15 protein-coding genes are annotated in these 17,324 nt (G+C 35.9%); 6 read left to right on the top strand and 9 right to left on the bottom strand.

Translation table 11 applies throughout. From position 1 onward, the window contains the following. Window positions 1-81: 81 nt before the first annotated feature. Window positions 82-537: a hypothetical protein gene (locus RE476_RS02940; protein WP_309308910.1), complete on the bottom strand. Its 456-nt coding sequence runs from the start codon at window positions 535-537 to the stop codon at window positions 82-84. A 104-nt stretch (window positions 538-641) separates the two neighbouring features. Continuing rightward, complete coding sequence (locus tag RE476_RS02935) at window positions 642-1,079, bottom strand: hypothetical protein (RefSeq protein ID WP_309308909.1); 438 nt, start codon at window positions 1,077-1,079, stop codon at window positions 642-644. Window positions 1,080-1,513: 434 nt separating this feature from the next. Here RE476_RS02935 and RE476_RS02930 point away from each other — a divergent pair, with 434 nt between their 5' ends. Next, the gene (locus RE476_RS02930) at window positions 1,514-1,744 is read left to right on the top strand and encodes a hypothetical protein (protein WP_309308908.1); all 231 of its coding nucleotides are present in this window, start codon (window positions 1,514-1,516) and stop codon (window positions 1,742-1,744) included. A gap of 182 nt (window positions 1,745-1,926) precedes the next feature. On the opposite strand, the gene RE476_RS02925 is transcribed toward RE476_RS02930, so the two are convergent. After that, window positions 1,927-2,490, bottom strand: a complete 564-nt coding sequence (locus RE476_RS02925; protein WP_309308907.1) for a flavodoxin family protein — start codon at window positions 2,488-2,490, stop codon at window positions 1,927-1,929. Window positions 2,491-2,614: 124 nt separating this feature from the next. On the opposite strand from RE476_RS02925, the gene RE476_RS02920 reads away from it, so the two are divergent. Together RE476_RS02920 and RE476_RS02915 are read left to right on the top strand one after the other, a co-directional pair. Continuing rightward, window positions 2,615-2,971, top strand: coding sequence for a winged helix-turn-helix transcriptional regulator (locus RE476_RS02920; protein WP_309308906.1), 357 nt, complete (start codon window positions 2,615-2,617; stop codon window positions 2,969-2,971). A 225-nt stretch (window positions 2,972-3,196) separates the two neighbouring features. After that, entirely contained in the window at window positions 3,197-3,955 is a 759-nt protein-coding gene (locus RE476_RS02915; protein ID WP_309308905.1) for a hypothetical protein, read from the top strand. A gap of 159 nt (window positions 3,956-4,114) precedes the next feature. Here the strand turns inward: RE476_RS02915 and RE476_RS02910 are convergent, their stop codons facing one another. Then, entirely contained in the window at window positions 4,115-4,738 is a 624-nt protein-coding gene (locus RE476_RS02910) for a LysE family translocator (protein ID WP_309308904.1), read from the bottom strand. Between the two features lie 318 nt (window positions 4,739-5,056). Here RE476_RS02910 and RE476_RS02905 point away from each other — a divergent pair, with 318 nt between their 5' ends. After that, on the top strand, window positions 5,057-8,056 hold the full coding sequence (locus tag RE476_RS02905) for a PAS domain S-box protein (RefSeq protein WP_309308903.1): 3,000 nt from the start codon (window positions 5,057-5,059) through the stop codon (window positions 8,054-8,056). Between the two features lie 90 nt (window positions 8,057-8,146). Here the strand turns inward: RE476_RS02905 and RE476_RS02900 are convergent, their stop codons facing one another. The 4 genes from RE476_RS02900 to RE476_RS02890 all read right to left on the bottom strand — a co-directional run bounded on the left by RE476_RS02900 (window position 8,147) and on the right by RE476_RS02890 (window position 11,793). Continuing rightward, window positions 8,147-8,998: a coiled-coil domain-containing protein gene (locus RE476_RS02900; RefSeq protein ID WP_309308902.1), complete on the bottom strand. Its 852-nt coding sequence runs from the start codon at window positions 8,996-8,998 to the stop codon at window positions 8,147-8,149. A gap of 293 nt (window positions 8,999-9,291) precedes the next feature. Then, window positions 9,292-9,861, bottom strand: a complete 570-nt coding sequence (locus RE476_RS02895; protein WP_309308901.1) for a hypothetical protein — start codon at window positions 9,859-9,861, stop codon at window positions 9,292-9,294. Window positions 9,862-10,051: 190 nt separating this feature from the next. Then, window positions 10,052-10,213 carry a hypothetical protein gene (locus RE476_RS12885; protein ID WP_406600975.1) on the bottom strand — a complete coding sequence of 54 codons (162 nt, stop codon included), beginning with the start codon at window positions 10,211-10,213 and terminating at the stop codon, window positions 10,052-10,054. Window positions 10,214-10,332: 119 nt separating this feature from the next. Further along, window positions 10,333-11,793, bottom strand: coding sequence for a PAS domain-containing sensor histidine kinase (locus tag RE476_RS02890; RefSeq protein WP_309308900.1), 1,461 nt, complete (start codon window positions 11,791-11,793; stop codon window positions 10,333-10,335). 664 nt (window positions 11,794-12,457) lie between these two features. Here RE476_RS02890 and RE476_RS02885 point away from each other — a divergent pair. Both RE476_RS02885 and RE476_RS02880 read left to right on the top strand, forming a co-directional pair. After that, the gene (locus RE476_RS02885; RefSeq protein WP_309308899.1) at window positions 12,458-13,309 is read left to right on the top strand and encodes a hypothetical protein; all 852 of its coding nucleotides are present in this window, start codon (window positions 12,458-12,460) and stop codon (window positions 13,307-13,309) included. A 31-nt stretch (window positions 13,310-13,340) separates the two neighbouring features. After that, a complete protein-coding gene (locus RE476_RS02880) occupies window positions 13,341-13,820 on the top strand; it encodes a hypothetical protein (protein ID WP_309308898.1) in 480 nt (159 codons plus the stop codon). An 816-nt stretch (window positions 13,821-14,636) separates the two neighbouring features. Here RE476_RS02880 and RE476_RS02875 read toward each other — a convergent pair. After that, a complete protein-coding gene (locus RE476_RS02875; protein ID WP_309308897.1) occupies window positions 14,637-17,249 on the bottom strand; it encodes a DEAD/DEAH box helicase family protein in 2,613 nt (870 codons plus the stop codon). Between the last annotated feature and the right edge of the window lie 75 nt (window positions 17,250-17,324).

Genomic DNA, 17,324 nt, shown 5'->3' with positions numbered 1-17,324 from the left:
GTATAATACAGATATATACTATATAAAAGTAGGCTGCAATAGGACACACATAATATGAATGTGTCGATAGAATAGTGCTGATTATACTCCGCCACCTATCTGCATGAGCTCAAAGTCAATTGCATCAGGTACATCTACCCTGAAAACAAAGACATTATATCGGGATCTTCGTGCAGTAGATATAGCATTTTTTTCATCAGATGTCAGATACCCATCTGTGCTTGCTATACATAATGATTTCTTTGTATCCTTAATAAGGAAATCAAAATGCTGACCATAAGCATTCAGAAACTCCACAAGCTCATTTAGTTCATCCCAGTTCTCACACATGTGAATACTTTTGGTAGCAGAATTACTCACATACCAGTCCCTGCTCATATAAGGATAAGCAGCATACTGGTCCCTGAGGTCATCATATGCCTTGTGTATCTTTGAAACCTCAGCATTAAGATCTATCCATTTCCATCCCTGTTCCGCAAAATAGCGGGATGCAACTATTGATACTATCCTATCCTTATCATTTTGTTCAAGCTTCATTTTAACACCTGCTGCCTATAATGAGGCTTATGGCATTTAATCATATATCAGTGATTGTCTACAAACCCTTAAGAATTATCATAAGTATCGTGGACACCACATATTCAATAATTGAAATAGGGAATCGTTTCTGTGGAAGAAACATTTACATGAACAATTGGTTCTAAATTCATTATCTCTTCCTTTGATACATTTCCAGTCAGTTCAATGGTCCCTTCGACTATAACATAAGAACCTGATACTACAAGTTTGTTTATTTCCTGACGAAGAGAATCCTGTGATGAAACAATATACGGACTTTGTGAAAGTACCGGTTCAATGGTCGTGATATAAATGTCATTTGATCCGCTGTTGTAAAGAGTAAAACTGTATGAAAAGATATTGTTGGAATCATTCGCATCAGACGAGCCAATAGAAGATGAGCCATCAACCAAAAATAAACCTTCTATCTGTACAGGTCCGCATGACCACATGTTAGTACTGAGACTTATTAAAAAAGCAATAACAATGATCATTAGCACATAAGAGTGACTTTTTTCCATTACTAATCCTCATTATAAAATAATATACCCATATCATTTCTTATTGTTGCTTTGAACACATGAGCGGAATTAGTACTTAATTGCAGTTGGGGAGCACAGTAATCTCAATGTATGGAAAACTGGTTGGTTGGTGGTTGATACACTGATGAGAAGGTCGTGGTAAATCATGCCCCTCATTTGCCAATTATTATATTATCAGACATACTGTATGAAGTAATGTACTAAATAATAAAAAATATACATTGTGATATAATAATAGACATGCTATGAAGGGATTGAGATAAATATAATAGAAGAATAAAACAATACATATAATAATTAATACATAAATATATTTTACAGTGCCGATATATTAGTCACATTAAGCCAGATATAATAATTAATTGTAAGAACGTGACAAGTACATCATAACACCAACAAATGGATGATTAAAAATGAAGTGCTCTACATGCAACTATCGAAAACATATTCCCCTATATTCCAAATGTGCCGGAGTACCAGGAAGAACAAAAGTTGGAACAGCATATTATTGTGGACACCCTGAAATGGAAAATCCTGTACCGGTTATTTCCTTAGCTGAAAGTGTACTTGAAGACTGCCCCATTACTAATAACATTATGAGTTTATCCGAGAACATGCAGGATGCAGAAATTAGCGGATTATAAATAAGATATTATATTCTAATTTAAGAATTCAATTGCCATTTTTTACCGGCGTTATCTTCGGTGGCAATTACTTTGGCACATCATATAATAAATTTCGTCATCAGCTGTTTAAACACAACTGGAAATTAAAAAATAGAATAAGAAAGGAACATGCACATCATACATGTTCTCTTATTGAAAAATTACTCAAATATCTGAGCACCAGCTACCTTAGCCTGTTCCATGAGCCCGGCGTTTTCCTTTACCTCTCCCGGAGCATGGTGACCTACATCCACGAAAGTACCTTTGACATCCATTCCGAACATCTGAAGGACCTGGGTGAATTCATCAAAGACTCCTTTGAAGGCATCTGGCTCTGGGTTACCCTGTGCACCGACGATGATAGCTTTCTTCCCACCTGCAATACGAGAACTGAAATCTGGATTTACAAGTGCCCAGCAACGGTCGATCACCTGACGCATCTGACTTGTGAACTGGAAGAAATAGATAGGGGAACCGAATACAAAGCCATCTGCATTTTTAAGGGCATCATAGACCTTACCCATATCATCTTTTAATTTGCAACCATCAACTTCTCTGCAGTATGTGCATCCCTGGCAGCCTTTTATGTTCATTTCATTTATGTAGAATTTCTCAACATCTGCACCAGCTTCTGCTGCCCCGTCAAGGACCTGCTGTACAAGTACATCAGTGTTTCCATTCTTTCTTGGACTTCCTACAAAACCTACTACTTTCATTTCGATCATTTCCTTTAATTCATGAATGATTACTTAATTAAGAAGTGTTCAGATATTAATGTGTTAGAGCTATATTTAAATGACATACACTCATTTTTGGTAGAAACTAACAAAAAGTATAGTAAGGAAAACTATGGCAACTTACAATAAAACAGTCAATGAGAATGAACAAAGATGCTGCTGCCCAGTAGAAGCTACACTTAGTGTTATAGGGGGCAAATGGAAGCCACTTATCCTCTGGCACTTGAAAGAAAACACAATGCGTTATAATTCGCTACAACAGGTCCTCCCGGGAATATCCCCCAGAATGCTGACAAAGCAACTCCGGGAACTTGAGAATGATGGCATTGTCAATCGTGAGATGTATCCTGAGATTCCACCAAGGGTCGAATACTCACTTACCGATTTTGGAAGAACGATTATTCCCGTGCTGGAAGCGTTGGCTCAATGGGGTATTAAATATACAGACCAGAAAGGTAGCTCTAAATAAATGATTATATATTAAAATATATACCATAAATTATTAAAACTATTAGATATAATAAGAAAATGGTATAGTGAGCATTTGTTCTGAGGTGTGACCGCTTTCTCTGAATCCTCCTATCTGTTTAACTCGTCAATTACTACACACCTCAGAATCAAATTGAATGTTGGGGCCGTTGAAACCACATAAATTTATATTGTGATAGAGCTTAGTTTTTAATGGAGCAAATATATGAAACTAAAGTTATTCCCCCTATACCTTATCCTTATACTCCTGACTTGCCTCGTAGCTGGTTGCGTTGATGAACAGGTTAAAAGTGAAGATGATACTAATGCTGCCACTGTAGATGAAGCTGAGTTTGCGCAGATAATGGCAGAAGCAAATTCAGCATATATCAAAGCTCTTGTATCAACAAGCCAGAAGAACACTTCAGCTTCCGAAGCTTCTATTAATTTACTGGTAGAGAAGCTCACATATGTATCAGAAACATATGGACAAGCACCACCTGAAATGTATGCCAATGACAAGAACTGGACAAGTGAAATCAAAAGAGCGGTACTGATTGCAGCATACTCACAGGAAATGCTTGCTTCCGGTGACATTGAAGCTGCACATACTGCGCTTGAACCCATGAGGGATCTTTTTTTCAGTCTGCATGAAAGGAACGGAGTCATCCATATGGGCGACCTCCTTACAGTATTCCATGCCTCAATGGAAGAAGCTATTACTTTTGCAAATGCGAATGATACCGAGAGGGTTGCTTCATACATCCCAACACTTGAGCAGGAATGGCAGGACGTAAAAGATGCAGACAAACCGGCAAGTGCGGATGAAGAATATGAACAGACCCTTGCCCAGGTTGACAGTGCTATTGGAGTACTGAACAGTTCAATAATAAACGGTGATTCAGCAGAAATTAGAACTAATGCTGAAAATCTCAGGCTAGCATTTGCCAGGGTGTTTGCAAAATACGGTGTTGTAATTTCCTGAACCAAAGACCAAAGTGCAGACAGCAGTCTGCACTTTAACCTGACTAAAAGTTACATCAGCTTAAATGTTTATGTAACAGGAAAATCAATTCAAAATCATTGAACCTGTTGTCATCATGTAATCAAAAGGGTAATCCAAATAACGATAATCAGTGACAGTCTACAAGCTCAATAACTCTAAACCTTGCTCAATGAAGAATAAGGCAAATATAAAATAAACAAAGCCCAGAGCACGAATCATATAAAGATAATACTTACTTTTCAGGAAAGACCTGGATTTTCCTACAACCATTGCAATCATAATCTTCGACCCTACAAGAAGAGAATAGAATCCTGCAACGAATAGAACAGTTCCCCATATACCAACATCAAGAGCCTGAAATAAAATGGGACCCCCAATGGTTATCCAGAACAGGTAAGGATGAGGGCTCAGGAAATTGACTAAAATACCCTTTTTAAAAGAGTTTTCACGTTCTTTTCTAATATCAATATCTATGGTGCTGGTATTGAATGATGACACACCAAGGTACATCAGGTAAAATGCACCAGACAAACATATCAAAGCAATTATCAAATCATGACTTTCAATGCGTAACAGAAAAAACAGAATACAAGAGACTATGAGAATATCTGTTATCAACGGGGATATTGCAACTTTCACCCCTGCTCTTGATCCATGCTGAAGAGTTTCAGATATCGTCATTGCCATTAGTGGTCCGGGAGATATGCCTGCGGTAAAACCAAGAATAACTCCCAGTACCAGAAACTCATTGAGAAACAGCATCTTTTAGTGGCATATTACTAAACAGGCTTAAAGGTTTTGTTTAAATATTCAATGTAAAACTTGTATATCTATAAAATTATATAAATGATTAGCATATACATGTGTATATTGTAGTTTAATAAAAGGGCCGTAAATGAAAATCCAAAATAAATTGTGTCATAAACTATGAAAATTCAAAATATCAGAATAAAAACTGATGTTTTTAAGTATCATTACTTAAAATCACTGCTGATAAATTAATTGTCTACCACAAAAATCAGGATTCGAATTAAAGAATCATTTGAAGGATACTGAGCATTGGGAAGGAATCTTAATGAAATGAATAGCTCTGATAAAGGTAAAAATCTGGCTCTGAAAGTTACAGCACTATACATATTAGTAGCCAGCATCTGGATCTTATGCTCAGATATTGTCCTGGGATGGTTTGCTTTGGATGTAGACCAATATATGCAACTCCAAACCTATAAAGGATGGTTTTTTGTTTTAATTACAGGTTCATTGTTATTTACATACCTCACCCCCCGCATCAGGGAACTCAACAGATCCCGAAAAAGCCTTCAGGATACTGAAGAATCACTCAATAGAAGACTTGACTATGAGATGGCAACAGTCAGGTGCATGCGCCTTTTACTCGAACCTGCCAACATGGATAAACTCATACCGCAGATCCTTGATATAATCCATCAAACTGTGGGAAATAGCAGGACATATATTTTCAAAAATGAAGAGAATCCTGAATTAGGTCTTTGCATGTCGCAGGTATATGAGGTTGTGTCTGATGGAATTGAACCACAAATAGACAATCCTGACCTGCAGCATCTGCCATATAACGAAGGGGCGCCTACAATGCTCCCTATTTTAGAGTCCAGACAGCACTTTGTACATGTAGTAGAAGAACTTGAGGAACCAGAAAGAACGATTCTCGCTGAGCAAGGCATTCTTTCAATACTTATTATTCCAATTTTTACAGGCAAGGAACTCTGGGGCTTCATAGGATTTGATGATTGTGCAGAGACTCGAAAATGGCATGAAGACGACATTAATCTTCTTGAGGTAATTGCTGATGGCATCGGAGAATATATTTTCCATCGGAAAGCAGAAAATGACCTAAAAGAAAGTGAAGAGAGATTCAAAGCACTTCATAATGCATCTTTTGGTGGCATTGCTATTCACGATAAAGGTCTTGTTCTCGACTGTAATCAAGGACTCTCTGAAATTACCGGATACACCACCAATGAATTGATTGGAATGGATGGACTGTTGCTTATTGAGGAAAGTTTCAGAAGTAGAGTTATAGACAATATGATCTCAGGCTATGAGGAGGCTTACGAAGTCATAGGATGTCGCAAAGATGGTACAGAATATCCCGTCAGAGTACAAGCAAAAATAGTCCCGTATAAAGGAAAACAGTTAAGAGTAACAGAATTCAGAGACATAACCGAACAGAAAGAAGCAGAAGAAGCACTTAAGAAAAGCGAAGCAAAACAGAGCGCAATGATTGCTAACATATCCGATGTGATAGCCGTCATTGATAAAGATGGAATAAACAGGTACAAAAGTCCGAATATAGAGAAATGGTTTGGATGGAAGCCAGAAGAAATGATAGGTGTTTCCACATGGGAAAATATCCACCCTGATGACCTGGAACAAACACAAAAATTATTTTCCAGACTTCTGGAACAACAAAATGCTACATCTACTTCAGAAGCAAGGTACTGTTGCAAAGACGGGAGTTACAAATGGATGGAATTTACAGCTATCAACCTATTGCATGAACCTACCATCAATGGAATACTGTTGAATTACCATGATATCACTGAGCGTAAACAGGCTGAAAATCATCTGCGTGAAAGTGAAGCAAAAGAGAGTGCCATGATCGCAAACAGTGCTGATGTTATCGCGATTGTAGATAGGGATGGTATCAATATATACAAGAGTCCGAATATAGAGAAATGGTTCGGGTGGAAGCCAGAGGAAATGATAGGTGTTTCTGCTTGGAAGAATATTCATCCTGATGATCTTAAAAATACACAGGAATTGTATCCTATATTCCTTGAAATGCCAGAAGCTGTAGTAACTTCAGAAGCAAGATACCGTTGCAAAGATGACAGTTACAAATGGATAGAATTCACAATCAGCAACCTTCTAAATGAACCTGCTATCAATGGAGTAATGTTGAATTACCATGACATCACTGAACGAAAAATAGCTGAAAACGCTCTGCGAGATAGTGAAAGTAAATTCAGGAATTACATTGAAAATGCACCTTATGCCATTTTTATAGCTGATGAAGACTGGAAATACCTGGAAGTTAACAAGACTGCCTCTATGCTTACCGGGTATTCAGAAGAGGAATTACTGACAATGACCGGCTTTGACCTCGTAGCCCCGGAATCTCAACGCAAAGCATATCAGAGTAATTATGAGGTTAAAAACACTGGCTTTACTACAGTTGAACTGCTTTTCATTCATAAGGACAAAACTTCCTATTGGATGAGGATGGACGCTACCAAACTTTCAGAAAATCGCTATATTGTGTTTGCAAGTGATATTACTGAAAGGAAGAGAGCAGAATACTCCCTAATTGAAGGTAAGATACTGGCAGAGGAAAATAACCGTATCAAATCAGAATTCCTTGCTAACATGAGTCATGAACTGCGCACTCCCCTTACGGCTATAATAGGCTTTTCAGACATATTGGATGCTAAATTGTTCGGTGAGCTGAATGAAAAACAGATATCACATGTTAACCACATAAATAAGAGTGGCAGACATCTTCTGGAAGTTATAAATGATATTCTTGACCTCTCTAAAATTGAAGCTGGAAAGATGGAACTTGATTGCGAGAATTTCCCAATTTCCAACACATTGAATGAAATACAGGCATTTATGCACCCAATGGCAGGCAAGAAGAATATTGATCTCAAAATAATAAATGAGATAAAAGATGTTGAAATATTTGCTGACAGAGTTAAGTTCAAACAGATAATGTTCAACCTGCTCAGCAATGCTATTAAATTCACCCCAGATAACGGCAAGGTATCAGTTTTTGCCACCAATACAGAAGATGACATTCAGGTATCAGTATCAGACACTGGCATTGGAATTCCCCTGAATCTGCAACAAGATATATTCAATCCCTTTACACAGGTCGATTCATCTAACAAAAGGAGATATGGTGGCACAGGTCTTGGGCTGGCACTTGTCAAACAATTTGTTGAATTGCATAACGGAAAGATATGGCTTGAAAGCGAAGAAGGAAAAGGAAGTACTTTTTCATTTACTATAAAGAATCAGGATTCTTTAGTGAACAACTAGATTCACCATTATGTATATCTTAGGATAAAACCTCAGATTTCCAAAAGAATTAGAGTAAAATAGTTCTGACTTGATATTTAGTATTCAAAACTAGACTTCTCTTCTGATAAGTTCAAGATTCTGCTCAACCAGAGTTGAATAAATCTTAACTTGCCTGAGTTCTTCTGATTTACTTTCAAGTTTACTAGTTAACTCAAGTATATTTTCTTCAAGACTTTTGATATATGTCAATTGCTGCTCGATCCTTGAATCTTTTGTCATCATGTTAAGATGTTGTCTCTGGATCGTTACATGTTTGCCAATATCCTCTTCAGTCTTTCGCACTAGTTCTGAAAGTTCATTTTGCCTGACTTCAACTTCCTTCTCCCGGACGGTGAGGGTCTCATTGAGGTGTTTTACATATTCACGTCTGCGCTCTATTTTTTCATTATCAATATCTATATCCATTTCATGAGATGCTATCTCATCCTTTTGCGCAGCAATTTCCCTAGCCTTTCTGTCCAGTCTAGTTTTGGTTATTTCAAGCCTTTTTTGCCTTTTATTGACTGACAACTCTTCTTCATATATAGAGCGCAATATTCGGTAGTTCTCTGACTTTCTTTTTTGAATGGACTCTTGATCAAGTTCATATTTTTTCAGGCAGGACTCAAGTTCCAATGCTTTTTGGGAGAAGAATTCTTTTTTTTGCGAATATTCCTTCTTCGCTAGCTTCAGTTCATCATTTCTAGCTACGAGCTTTTCATATTCATTCGCAATTAGCTTTTTAGCTTCGCGAATCTTTTTAGAATCTTCTATAAGTAAGGATTCATCAACTTTAATCTGCTCTTTCTTTAAAGCGATTTCAGCACGCTTTCTTTCCACTTCATCAAGCTGACTAAAATATGTGGATTTAATCTCTTCCAGGTTCTGGAGTTGATTCTGGTAAAAAAGTTCCTCACTCATATTTCTGTTTCGTCCGTTATCATTTTACTGAAGTTTTGGGAGGTATTACACTTTGAACACCATTTGCCTCTTTCAGCAGAAGGCAAAATGGTTTCACTATACATGTTGACCTGAAAGAGAATATTTATGTAGACATATAAAAGAAGCATGTTCATAATTTTACAATATACCCACACATATGCGCCTATTAAGCATAATTATGTGCACAGCAAAAGAAAAACAAAGGAAAAAACCTAAAAGTATAACTAATTAACCATTAACTGATCCTTGAATGAAATATGTCAATAAAATGATCAGTTTAATGTTATATAAGCTATAATTTGCTCAGAAGCAACGTGTATGAACATCATATTAGTTGTACTGAGTGAAGACTCCGTGGACTCCGGATCAGTTACATCTACTGGATTGCCATTTAGCGTGAAGATACCAGAGTTTGTATCAATATTCAGCTTATCGCCTGCAGTCATTATCTCGCTATTTTCAGTAATTTGAGAATAGACCTGTGTCTGTCCATCTGAAGATAGGATCAATCTTACTTTAGCAAGATCCATATCGTCGCCACTCTGGTGTTCAAGCAAATACACCCCATCTCCAAGTTTTGATGCCTGAAGTGACACTTGGGGAACTGACTCCTGTATTTTGGGATCTGAAGACTGGTCAGTTGTTTCTTCAACTACTGCATCTTCACTGGTAGCAGGTTCCACCTGAACCGCTTCTGGCAAGATGTTTTCTGTCGCTCCGGTATCTTCACTGCTTAAACCGGAATCATCAGCTTCTATCTGATCCACTTCTGACAGGGTATTCTCTGTCGTCACGTTATCGGTATTGTTTAAATCATTATCAGAAGCGCATCCTGAAGTCAAAACAATTAAACCGATAAAAAAGATTACCATAGCTAACGAAATGTTGCTTTTCAATTATATCCCACCACTCTATAGGTAATCTTTTTTGTATAATATTTAACCTTTATCATAGCTATCTCAAAATGAATGCGACGATTTTTTGTTCAGAAAATACAAAAAAGATTATAGTAAAAATTTAAAAAAGGAGGACTTAAAGTCCTTCTTTACCTTTCTTATTATTTATAAACACAATTGTCAGAGCAAGCACAATTCCTAAACCTGATATCCAATAGATATAGCTTGCAGTATTGTCATTCAAAATGTTATTGTTTGAAAAAGATAGGCAAATGCCATGGAAACCGCTGAAATCCACTGTATTCGGGCACAAATCAATATTTACAATTATTCAAAAAGTACTGTATGTTATTGAAAGAATTTGCCACTTCAGCCTATAGATGATGATCTTGATAGGTTTTCTACAAAACCCATTTATTATATTTTAAATTCAATTGGAATTGCGAAGGTAAACGTACTACCGTTGTCTTTTTCACTTTCAACCCATATCTTTCCATTATGCAATTCCACGAATTTCTTTGTAAGTAACAATCCCAGGCCTGTGCCTTCATACTGTCTGGATAAAGAAGAATCAAGCTGACTAAAGGGCTTGAAAAGTTTGTCCTGGTCTTTTAGTGAGATACCAATACCTGTGTCTGCAACGGATATATGAGCCATATTATCTTCACTTTTGGTTTTTATCGTTACAGTTCCACCAATATCTGTAAACTTTATGGCATTGCTTATCAGGTTATAAAGTATCTGATTAAGTATTGATTTGTCCGCTGACAGAGAGTCAAATTGTTGTTCTGTTTCCATTTTTAACACAATCTCTTTATCAGCTGCAAGCGGTTGCATGAATGAGATAATATCTCCCAGAACACAGTGAATAGATACTTCTTCAGGTTTTAGTTCTACTTTCCCGGCTTCTACTTTAGAGATGTCCAGGATATCATTGATAATTCCAAGCAGATGCCTTCCACTGTTTGAGATATTGTTAATATATCGATACTGCCTATCACCCAGTTCCCCAGTGTATTCGTCAAGAAGGAAATCAGAAAAGCCTATTATCGAATTAAGAGGGGTCCTGAGTTCATGACTCATATTGGCAAGGAATTCGCTCTTTGCTCTGTTTGAAGCATCTGATTCTAATTTGGCGTTCCTCAACTCTGTTATATCGATTCCGTATTCTATAATACCCTTTATATTACCAAAATCATCTTTAATTGCGGATACAAATATTTGGAAGGCTTTTCCAGTCTTTATTTCACGCATATCATCTGGTGTGGTCTCGTAAAGTATTGAATTTCCTGTAGAGAGAACTTCTTCGACTTTGCACCAGGGGCAAGGAGAAGACCTTTTCATGAAGACTTCATAACATTTCCCTCCAAGAATTGAAGTGGCAGAGTCACTGTTTACCAGTTTCAATCTGAAATCAGCATTGTTCATAGCAACAATATTGTATTCAGTGTCTACCACATTAAGAGTTCCGGGGAGAATATCGATTATAGATCGAAGCAGCTCCCTACTATTTTGTAATTCCTGCTCTGCTTTTTTGCGCTCGGTGATATCTCGGACAACAGCCAGATTGACCCTATTTCCGTTGTACTCTGTTGGGCGAACGTTAAGTTCAATAGGTAGCAAGGAACCGTCTTTACAAATGCATACCATTTCGACGATTCCACCTTTCTGATTCAATTTTTCAGCAACTTGCTTACTTGCTATTTCCTTAAATTCAGAAGGTATTAGGTCAAGTACGTGCATCTGTAATAATTCATCTCTCGAATACCCTAAACACTGGCATGTTATAGGATTTACTTCCAAAAAAAGACCATCTATGCTATATATCGCAATTCCGTCATTTACAGAATTGAATATCGTTTCAAAAAGATTATCCAACTACATGCCTCCGAGAACAAATTTCCGCCAAACGCCTATTTACCCCATTTTTCTGACTGTTGAAGTGTGAACAGACTTGATCACACACTTTAATGAAAAGCATAGTCTACTGATAATATAATTATAGTTAGTATTATATAAATATAGACTATTAAATGGTGTGAAGAATTGGATTGATCCTAAAAAATATATCAATGTATTATTTAAAGATCTTCATAATAAAGTGCAAAATAAGACCAATTACAACTATGATCAAAACGAGATACATCAGACTAATCAGTAGTCGTATTGCAATAGCAAACAGGGCAAGCACGCCATTCAGAATAGCAATCACTATTAAGAGTACTAAAGCTATGATGAGAATATCTTTAAGATCCACAACAATCCTACCCACACATAATATAAAAATCAATCATTCTAAAGCACTCACAGTGGGAAATACGTGCAAGATTAGAAAACCGCACCCTGTTATGAGATTAAGAAGTAGCAATAGCACTAAAAGCACAAAAAGGCACGTGCATCTCTCTTCAGTAAAATATGGGAGGTATGCAGGATTATGCTAAAGACATTCTTTTGATAGTATGCCACCGTGCCATTTATTAAATTGAGCGATACATATAATCACATATAATATATTTATATTATTCTAAATCCGGTGAAAAAGATGTTTGATGCAAAAATAGTACAAGTCGATGCTGAAAAGAAAGCAATTCCGATTTTCAAAATAAAATTACTTTTAAAAAATCCAGAGAGTTACTCTATACAATTATTAGGTTATAAAATTGAAATAAAGCTTGCAGGTGTCAATATAGGAACTGCCTTTGGTTATAGTTCAATAAAAGTTGATAACCGTGGCTCTCATTATTTTGAAGAAGAGATTCAAATCACCCCATATCTTTTCGAAACTATAGATAAAGCTAGAAGAAATGGAGATGTACACATAAATGGTTCTATTAATATCCTTTACTTAAATTTAGCAATTGAACAACAAAACCAAATTCCACTTGTACACAATGTTTACTTTGACTCCTACAAACTATCACAAATTGAATGGATAAATTTAGCGACAAAACTAGGTTATACGCGATACAAGATTTTTGAAATGCTATGGCCAGATATCCCTCAATTAGATGAACTAAACAATATAATTCAAGAATTGCAAGACTCTCAATCCTTGTTCTATGAGGGTAGAAATAATGAAGTAGTATCAAAATGCAGGTTGATTCTTGAAGAACTTGCAACTATTGTAACAGGAAAATATTCCGGCAACAAATTTGAAATGAACAAAGATATCGCTGGCATAGTTGATGTGGGTTCATTCCAAAAACAAGGAGAAGAAACAAAAAGTGGAAAAATCGAAAATTTACGCCAGATGATATGGCGCTATCATCATATCGGCCCACATTATGGATATACTGTTACTAGAGAAGATGCAGAACTTTCAATCATGTTATGTCTTTCTATGATCAGATATTATTCCGTTCAATTAAATAAATTAACAGAAAAGAGCAATTAAATGCTAGAAATTTATTTTTAGGTGTGTAATAATGATTTTTGATTATCAAACACTTTCAACAGCATTCTTCGGATTTATAGGTGGAATTTTTGGAGGAGTAGCCATCAATAGAATATCTTATTTTCTCCAAAAAAAAGATGAAAGAAAAGACGCAATTTCGATGGAAAAACTTGAATATAAGAATAATCTCAAAAACAAGCTTTCGGAAATTGCACAAACTATTCAATCTACTCTTCGGATTGAATATGAGCTTGATCTATTCAAAAATGAACTTAAGATATTTTCAACACAGTTGACATCTATATTATCCAAACGTCCTATTGATATTTCTCCTGAAATCGAAGATAAATTGCTTGGTGTTGATGATTCTCTTAGAGAGCTTAGCTACTATTTTTATGGCATAGGTAGTGAAATAGAAAATGAATTTGAACTCAAATGCGAAGAACTTGTTGAGAGAATAATTTTTAATGTATTGCCTGAAATCGATTTGCAGTTATTCGAACAAGAATAGATTTTAAAGAACAGAAAAGTATATGCATATCTAATCCTCCGACTCCTTCTGCAGTTCATCCGATATATCCTGAAGTGAAATTGTGGTTACATGCTGTGCCCCACTTCCAAAACCCGAAAGACCCTCCGTTACCTGAATCTCTTCTTAATCTACCGCCATCTACCCAAAGTATGTCATAGCAGTATAAATAAAATACTTTTCAATCCTGCATAAAACTTTCACCCCACTAACAATCTCCTTATCACCAAAAAAATCAATCTGTTTGAAGTACGCACAGTGGGAAATACGTGCACTATTCTTCAAAATAACAGAGAGACAAAGCACTAAACGTAAAATCAGCATCTAAGCTAAAACCAAAAAAATCATTTCAAAAAAAGATATCGACGCTGAGGAAGAGCCCTGCAACGGGGGTCCAAAGCCTCACCTTTTCACAATACTACATAATGCCTCATGATACATATATTTAATCAAGGATAATGTGATCATGATTCTCAAATTGACTTATATTAATTAGGAAAATGTTAATGTTGAGGCCGGCGACATGACTAAAAGCCTACAATAAAAAATAGGTTTGTACTTATATATGAGTTGTGGATTATGCGGCTTTGTGTAAGTAGATTTATGCCTATACTTATGCACAAATCACCTTAATTATCAGGGTTGCCTTTCAAAGATGGAGAGAAGGTTGGCAGGGTGGAATTTGTACCTAGAAAAATCATAGATGTAATGCTTTTTCAATCAATTTCTTACATTTTCAAATAAATAAATATATCAGGATGAAAACCATATTCATGGAACATCCTGTGGTTGATTTAATCATCGATTATGTGCGAGGTCAGTGAGTGGACGATTCTCAAATAGAGAAATAATCCCTTTAGGAGTCAACTTAGATGATTCAAGTTCTTCTAACAATTTAATTCTAATTGATTCTTTGTTGTAGGTACCTGATTGAGATCTAATCCTTCGTAATAATCCTGAAATTGTTTCGAACATTTGTCTTGTTTCATCTATATGAATATAATATAAATCTCCTGAATGTACAATAGCATTTTTATCTAGTTTAGACCTCTTTGATACGACAACACATATCTTCTTCTTATAAGTCTCATAATCCCTATGAAATGAACCTGCCCACTTATAGTGACCTTGGCTTTGCCTGCAAGTATCTACAGAAATAACTCCTTCCGAATTCTCACTACTTTTAGCTTCAAATAAAATAATTACCTCATCATTTAATGTCCAGACTGAATCTGGATCTGCGTCACCACCAGGATGATAAGATTCAAAACCAAGTAATTTACCCAATGCGGTTAGCCCCTCTTCAAAAGCAGACGGAGTATCATCATATATATATTCATGATTAACTTTCATTTTTTTCTCGAACAAAGGACCTGTTGGTTTTAACTTATGGAGTAAAGCCTGAATATTATCTAGAGCATACCCAGACAGAGTATCAACGCTTTCTGGTTCACCTCCCTCTTTTTCTACAAAAGAAGGCAATTCTGAAAACCAACCAATCATGTTAGCACAGCTTTTTGCTCTGTCAAAATAGTCAAAAGACAGAGAACTCCAGTGGCTATCTTTTGTACTATTAAACTGAAGCAAAGCAGCAGAACCTGCAAAATAATTCCATATGGCACGATAACCATCGAACTGAGTACCATTAAGTGATCCTATAATACTTTGTGCATATTCAATGGCCTGAGGATAATTTTTATTCCACAAATTATATTCAAAATTAACTTCTTCAGATACTACATCACTTAGAGATTTTGTTTTTGGATCTTCTGATACAACTGTTTGATCCCTGTATAACAATATATTTTCTTCTGCTCCCTTCCAGTCGTCCCCTTGTTCCATAAAAATATCAACCATTGACTCTAAGTCATCTAAATCTGCATCTTTACATTGCTCAAGACCAAAATATAATTCTGCTTGTAGCTCAGGGTGCAACTTCTCATTATTTTCTTTTGCTAAACAAAACTCAAATAATTCAGTTCCAATTGGAATAACCAGAGAATAATCAGTTGATCCTCTTGTACAACGACCGGTAGCTTGGGTGAAACGGGTAATAACACGATCTGATAACAATGAATCCATTTCAAGGCGCGAAAGTAAAAAACCCTCTTGCAAATTTGTGAAACCTGGATATCCAACCATGAGCAATTGGCGACATGCATCACCAGGCAAATCAATTCCATCATATCTATTTGTAAGCAAAAGAATTGCTGCATTCGATGAAGTAAAAGAATCTAAAGATTCTTCAATAGAATATGAATCATAAAAATCATGCAACACACCCTCTCTTATCAAAGCTTGTTTTATTATGTCTGCAATATCTTTATTTGGGCATAAAATAAGAGTTCTGTTACGTTTATGTATGATTTTTGCAAGAAAACCGATATATTCACTCAAAGAATAATTATAGTCAGGGAAGACAAATAAACGTCTACCGGAACCTTGCTTATCCCAACCATGAGGAATACTTAATCTTTCAATCTTAGGAATTCCTATTATTCGTTCTAATTCCCCTCCTGCTCCTAAGGTTGCAGACATATAAATTCTCTGAGAAGCATTGCTAAATGGAGAATGTGAAAGTGTTGGTGGAATCCAAGGACGTATTAGCACTTCATTACGTGAAACAAACAAATTGCATGCAGATAAATTGTCTTGTATTGTTCTCCAAGAATAATACAAGTTTTTTTCTTCATTACTTATATTTTCATCGAGCAATTCACTTAATTCCTTTAAACGATTCAAGAAAATGTGATTAGGAACTTTTTCGATTATTGGATTAATTTGAGACCTACTTTTTGTTTTCAATTGATTTACAAAAACGGTCGGCAATTCATCTTCAAAAAGGTTTACAATTTTTGTGAATAAGTCATGATCAAAACTTATATTCAGTGACCACATCGAACTAATATATCCCTCTGAACCATGGGCATCATCACAAATTATTACGTTTGAATTGTCGAACCGCGGATTGAAATTGAATAAAGCACTGTACGTGCTTATTGCAATTGCATCCGAAGTCACATAATCATTAAATTCTTTAGTAGGATATTCGGTTTGTTTTCCTACGAAAGCATGTGCTTTAATACCATAAGTCTTTGCGTAAGAATGAACTTGGTGAACTAACTGTTTAGTTGGACAAAGGTACAATACTCTTTTACCATACTTAAGTCTGTGATATTCTCCAATTAAAAGGCCAACAAGAGTTTTACCACTTCCTGTAGGGAGTTGGAGAGCAACATCTTTAGACCCCATAAACTTATTGTGGTACTCTCTTATAATATCTGCTTGATGAGACCAGAGACTTTGTATACTTGGATCTCTGCCTTTTAAATCGCGGAAAAGAGACTCAGGATCATCTGGATTGTATGATTTTGGAGTAATTTTCTTGAATGCAAATTTCTTTTCAGACATGTGAACATATAAAGATAAATTACTATAATAATTTATTGACAGGGTTTTACAGATATTTAGATACTCAAATATACT

Source organism: Methanolobus mangrovi, assembly GCF_031312535.1.
Taxonomy (GTDB): domain Archaea; phylum Halobacteriota; class Methanosarcinia; order Methanosarcinales; family Methanosarcinaceae; genus Methanolobus; species Methanolobus mangrovi.
This window is presented reverse-complemented; position numbering and strand designations above follow the sequence as displayed.